The organism is Collimonas fungivorans, assembly GCF_028292705.1.
In the GTDB taxonomy this organism is placed as follows: Bacteria; Pseudomonadota; Gammaproteobacteria; order Burkholderiales; family Burkholderiaceae_D; genus Collimonas; species Collimonas fungivorans_B.
In genome coordinates this window covers 1-5,410 of record NZ_JAQGLV010000267.1, presented here as the reverse complement: position 1 = coordinate 5,410, position 5,410 = coordinate 1, and the positions used below count along the sequence as shown (strand labels likewise).

Below are 5,410 nucleotides of genomic sequence, written 5' to 3'. Positions count from 1 at the left end.
TGGAGGCCTTGCGGATCCGTTCGTAGACTTTCTTTTCCTGCCACTGCTTGACCCATTGCGGCTCGCGCTTGGCGAGGTCGCCGCGCATGGGGAAGGGCGTCTCGGTCATGTTGACCGGGTATTTGCTCTGCGGTTTGCCTTGCGGCTTCGCCGGTTTATTGTTTTCTGGTTTGCTGGTCTGGTCGGACATAATTTTCTTCAGTGGAATTCTGTGGGGCCAGCATAAATGCAGGCAAGGCGCGAGGAGTTGCGGACAGCGTCAAATTCGGTCTGTGGCCGAAACTGCCGATATGGCGTGCTGGCCGTGCTGGCGGAAATACGCGCGCGCATTGCTGACATCGCGCGTAATCGCGGCAGTCAGGGTCGGCAGGTCGACATATTTCTCTTCGTCGCGCAGTTTCTGCAAAAACTCGACCTGTATCAGCTTGCCGTAGCAATCGCCGGCAAAGTCGAGGATATAACTCTCCAGCAGCACCCGGCCGCTGTCGTCCACGGTAGGGCGGATGCCGATGCTGGCGACTGCCGGCAAAGGCTGTTCGGCCAGGCCGTGCACGTTGACCACAAAGATGCCGGACAGCGCCGGCAGCTTATGGTTGACGCGCAGGTTCAGGGTCGGGAAACCGATGGTGCGGCCCAGCTTCTTGCCGTGCACCACGTGGCCGGAGATGGAGTACGGATGGCCCAGCAGGGCCCGTGCATGGCTGAAATCGCCGGCCGCCAGCGCAGCGCGTACCGCCGACGACGATACCCGCGCGCCGTCGTTCATGACAGTCGGCAAAGTCTCGACCTGGAAACCGTACTTCTTGCCGGCCTCGACCAAGGTCGCGATATTGCCGGCGCGGCGGGCGCCGAAGCAGAAATCCTCGCCCACCATCAGCCATTTCACATGCAAGCCTTCCACCAGCACTTTCTCAATGAAATCCTGGGGCGACATGGCGGCAAAGCTGGCGTTGAAATGTTCGACGATCACACGGTCTATGCCGGCCTGCGACAGCGACTGCAGCTTGTCGCGCAGGTTAGCGACGCGGGTCGGCATATTGTCCGGCTGGCCGGAGCGTTGCGCAAAAAACTCGCGCGGGTGCGGCTCGAACGTCATTACCGCGGCATCCAGCCCCAGTTCCGTGGCGGCCTTGCGGACGTGCGCGAGCAGCACCTGGTGGCCGCGATGCACGCCGTCAAAGTTGCCGATAGTGAGCGCGCAAGGCGCGCGCGATTCGGCGTTGGGAAGTCCGCGAAATACCTTCATTGAAGTGACCGGAATATTTATTGCCAAAACCCTGCATTATAAATGCTTTCGGCGTCTTCCCCCTGCCTGGAAGTCGAACCGCAGCTGATTGCACGATTTTTAATTGTTAAAACAGCTATTTTATTGAATTTTGGATACTGGATCGGGAATGCAGGATTGCCATGATCGCAAAAAAAATCGCCCCGGAGGGCGATTTTTTCAGCAAGCCGGTTTGGCTCAGGCAGGTTTGTTGCCGCCTAGCAGGCCGCCTAGCAGGCCTGCCAGGTCGACGCCGCCCGGGGGCGCCGTAGCTTCGCCATGTGGCGTCAGCTTGTCTACCAGGCCAGGCAGGATTTCCGACAGGTGGCCGGCCGCTTCGCTCGGCGAAATGCCGGCTTTTTGCGCCAGTTCCTGCAGCTGGCCGCCGCCCAGCGCCTGTTGCACCTGGTCCGGCGAGATAGCCTGGTTCTGGCCGGTGCCTATCCATGACTGCACGACCGAACCCAGGCCGGCGCCTTCCAATGCGCTGAGCAGGCCGCCGCCAGCAGAACCAGCATCCGCGCCGGCAGCCTGGCCTGCGCCCGCGCCGCCGCCTTGCAATGCCTTCAGCAGCAACGGCAATGCGGCCTGGATCAACAGGGCTTGCGTGTTATTTCCACCTGCTTGCTGTTGGCCGCCGCCACCGATTGCGCCAAGTACCGAATCCAGCAGTCCCATAATATTCTCCTGAGTAAAAATGCTTAATAAAACGTCAGCCATCAAGGCAGGTTACTGCTTCGCGGAATACAAAGCAGTTAGAAGATTAATCTTACAACGCGGTAAGTGCTTTGAGTAGTTATGCAACTGAAAACGATTGTGTCTTGGCTGCGTCTATCATTCTAGCCAGTGCTGATATTTTTGCTTAGAACAAATTGTAGGATCGATAGAGGCAAGCGTTAAGCTGGCCAAATAAGTTGGCGAAACTACATCTCGCCCCAGATCGCATTGATGGCCGCCAGCGCCGCCAGGCCGGCGGTTTCGGTGCGCAGAATCCGCGGGCCCATGGACAGCATCAGCGCGCCCTGGCTGCAGGCCAGGTTTTCTTCCGCTTCGGTGAAGCCGCCCTCCGGGCCGATCAGCAGCGCCACCGCCTGCGGCGGCTGGTGGCGCGCCCAGTCCGACAGCGACTGTTCGCCGCGCGGGGACAGCAGGATGCGCTTGTGCAGATCCTGCTGCTGCGCCCAGTCGTTGAACGGACTGAGGGTGGACAGGGTAGGCAGGCGGTTGCGGCCGCTCTGTTCGGCGGCGGCGACGATCACCCCCTGCCAGTGGTTTTGCTTCTTCTCGGCGCGCTCGCTGTTGAGGCGCACCACGCAGCGCTGCGCCGCCAGCGGCTGGATCGCAGCGACGCCGAGCTCGACGGCTTTTTCGATGATCCAGTCCAGTTTCGACGATTCCGGCAGCGCCTGGGCCAGTGTGATCGCGTACGGCAGCTCGGCCTCGCGCGGTGAAAAAGTCTTGATCTCGACGTTCACGCGCTTTTTTTCGATGCTGCTGATGGTGGCGGTGTACTCGCCGCCTTCGCCGTTGAACAGGGTAATCGGCGCGGCCGGCCCCAGCCGCAGCACCAGCAGGTGATGGGCGACGGCTTCCGGCAGCGCCAGCAGTTGGCCGATTTCGAGTGGGGCAGGGACGTAGAAACGGGGCACAAAAAATCCTTAATCAATAAGTCATGCAGGCTGCATTCAGCAAGCCCAGGCCAAGACTGACTGTACCAAGAAAGACGCCGGATGCGATCCTGTTTTCCGGAATATCGGCCAGCAGCGTTGGCAGCAGCAGCTTGACGATCAGGAACGCCAGCAGCTGCACCACCAGGGCCACGACTCCCCAGACTAGCATGTCGAGCAGGCTGACGCTGTTCGCAATGGCCGAAGCCAGGGCTACGATATATCCCAGCAAGGCGCCGGCCAGGCTGGCGGCGGCTGCATGGTTGCCGGCGCGGATCAGGCGCAGTTCATGGTAGGGCGTGATGAAAATATACACCACGAAAAATATCGCCACCAGCAACAGCGCGAGTCCGAAGTGAGACAAGAAGGCCGGCAGGCCGATGGGAAGATAGCTCATGGGGTCAGTGCTCCTGGTAACGAGGGTAGGGAACGTGGTTCAAACTTGCAGCTTGATCGTCAGTCAACAAAATAATGCGGCACAAAACGGCTGGTGTCTTTGGTGATCAGCGACACGTCTTCGCGGATGCCGATGCCGGCCGGGGTGTCGCCCACCACCCAGGAGCCGACGGAAGTGTAGGCCGGCGTGATGCCGTCGTCGAATTTCGGTTGCGCCGCAAAAGCCTGGTAGATATAACCCTCGGCGCCATATTGGCCGGGCTGGTGATGGACTTCGCCGCCGGCGTAGATCGTGATGTTTTCGCCTTCGCGCGAGTACAGCGGCTTCTTTACAAAATCGCCGCTGATGCGCCAGGCGTCGAAAAATGCCGGCAACAAATTGGGATGGCCGGGAAACAGTTCCCACAGCACCGGCAAGATGGCCTTGTTGGACAGCACCATCTTCCAGGCCGGTTCGATCAGGCGCAGCGGCCGCGCCAGCAGGTGCTCGGCAAACTCCTCGCGGCACAGCCATTCCCATGGATACAGCTTGAACAGGTTGTCTATCTTCAGGTCGAAGTCATCGACAAATTCCGCATGCTTGTCGTCCCAGCCGATATTTTCGATCGCCAGCTGCTTGGTGGCGAAACCGGCCTGGATCGCAGTGTCGCGCAGGTAGGCCAGGTTGCCTTCGTCTTCCTCATGGCCGCCGATGCAGGCGAAGTGCAGCAAGCCTTTGCTGTGATGCTGGCGGGCCAGGATTTGCCACTGGGCGATCAGTTTCTCGTGCAGGGAATTGAACTGGTCGGCATCAGGAAACACATCTTGCAGCCAATACCACTGCGCCACGCTGGATTCCACCAGGCCGGTCGGAGTGTCGGCGTTGTACTCTAGCATTTTGGGCGGATTGCGGCCGTCCCAGGACAGGTCGAAACGCCCGTACAGGGAAAATTCCTTTTCGCGCCAGCTCTCTTCGACTAGTGCCCAGAACGGCTGGGGAATGGAGAACTGTTCCAGCCGTTCGCGCGCGATCACATGCTCGACTGCCTGCAAGGCCATCTGGTGCAATTCGCTGGTGGCGTCTTCTACCGCATCGATCTGCGCCGCAGTGAAACGGTAGGCGTAGCGCTCGTCCCAATACAGATCGTCGATCGAATGATAGGTGAAGCCGAGCGATTCGAATTGTTCCTGCCAGTTGCTGCGCGGCGTCAGGCTTTCGCGGATCATGCTTAACCGCCGGCGGAGGAAATGTGGGCGCCGCCAAAGCCGCCGCGCGACACGCTGCGGCCGACCGCGTGGTTGCTCTCGCCGCCGCCGGTCAAGCCAAAGCTGTTGCCGCCGCTGCGTGCGCTGCGCTGTGCGCTCGCGCGTTCGCCTTCATCGTAGCTGGGACCGTAGTAGCGGCCAAAGTAAGCGCCGCCGTGGCCGCCTGAGCTGCTGCCAGAAGCCGGCTGGCACAGCTCGGGCCGGCCCCAGTCTTTCTTGCAGTCGTCCTGGCTGGCATATTCGTCGCGCGCCTGCCTCGGGCTGCAGCCGGCGATCAAGGCCGAGGCCGCCAGCACCAGCGGTACGGCGCGGCTCTTCCTGGCCGACGGCGCGGCGGATTCCGGGATTTGCTTCAAAAGGCTGGTGGTTGGCAAGACGCTCTCCATATCAGGCAACGATGAATTTGCAACAACAAACTAGGCGCCCAGATTCTGCACGAAATTGGGCAAGGCGAATAGTGCCGAATGGACATTTTCGTTGTAGTACTGGAGTTCGCCCAGCGCCCTTTCCCGCAGGCGGCTTGCCAGTGCATGGCTATCCAGCTGCAGCGGATCGAGGCTGTCGCTGGCGATCGCCATGCCCCATAGCGCTCCGTACAGCGGCACATGCACCGTATAAGGATGGACTTGGCTGAACATGGTGGACAGGCGCCGGCGCAGCAAAGCGAACCGTTGCGGATGGTGGAACGGGCTGCCGAGGTGCATCACAAGTGCGCCGCCGGGATTGAGCAAGGCGCGGCAGGCGTGCAGGAATTCGAGGTTGTAGCAATCGGCTGCCAGCGCGCTGCCGTCGGCGCCTTGCGGATCGGTCAGGTCGAGCAGGATCAGGTCGTAGCGTT

Annotated in this window: 7 protein-coding genes and 1 pseudogene; all 8 read right to left on the bottom strand. The window is 60.7% G+C overall.

What is annotated here, in order from left to right:
* A partial coding sequence (locus JWQ61_RS15080) for a hypothetical protein (protein ID WP_304361250.1) occupies positions 1–190 on the bottom strand: 190 nt, incomplete at its 3' end.
* A 69-nt stretch (positions 191–259) separates the two neighbouring features.
* Positions 260–1,246: a bifunctional riboflavin kinase/FAD synthetase gene (locus tag JWQ61_RS15075; RefSeq protein WP_304361249.1), complete on the bottom strand. Its 987-nt coding sequence runs from the start codon at positions 1,244–1,246 to the stop codon at positions 260–262.
* Between the two features lie 216 nt (positions 1,247–1,462).
* The gene (locus JWQ61_RS15070) at positions 1,463–1,942 is read right to left on the bottom strand and encodes a YidB family protein (protein ID WP_304361248.1); all 480 of its coding nucleotides are present in this window, start codon (positions 1,940–1,942) and stop codon (positions 1,463–1,465) included.
* A 245-nt stretch (positions 1,943–2,187) separates the two neighbouring features.
* Positions 2,188–2,913, bottom strand: coding sequence for a 16S rRNA (uracil(1498)-N(3))-methyltransferase (locus tag JWQ61_RS15065; RefSeq protein WP_304361247.1), 726 nt, complete (start codon positions 2,911–2,913; stop codon positions 2,188–2,190).
* Positions 2,914–2,926: 13 nt separating this feature from the next.
* Positions 2,927–3,328: a DUF350 domain-containing protein gene (locus tag JWQ61_RS15060; RefSeq protein WP_304361246.1), complete on the bottom strand. Its 402-nt coding sequence runs from the start codon at positions 3,326–3,328 to the stop codon at positions 2,927–2,929.
* Between the two features lie 59 nt (positions 3,329–3,387).
* Entirely contained in the window at positions 3,388–4,533 is a 1,146-nt protein-coding gene (locus JWQ61_RS15055) for a glutathionylspermidine synthase family protein (protein WP_304361245.1), read from the bottom strand.
* Between the two features lie 2 nt (positions 4,534–4,535).
* Positions 4,536–4,946 carry a hypothetical protein gene (locus JWQ61_RS15050; protein WP_304361244.1) on the bottom strand — a complete coding sequence of 137 codons (411 nt, stop codon included), beginning with the start codon at positions 4,944–4,946 and terminating at the stop codon, positions 4,536–4,538.
* A gap of 42 nt (positions 4,947–4,988) precedes the next feature.
* Positions 4,989–5,410 (bottom strand): annotated as a pseudogene (locus JWQ61_RS15045) (polyamine aminopropyltransferase); the annotation flags it as partial.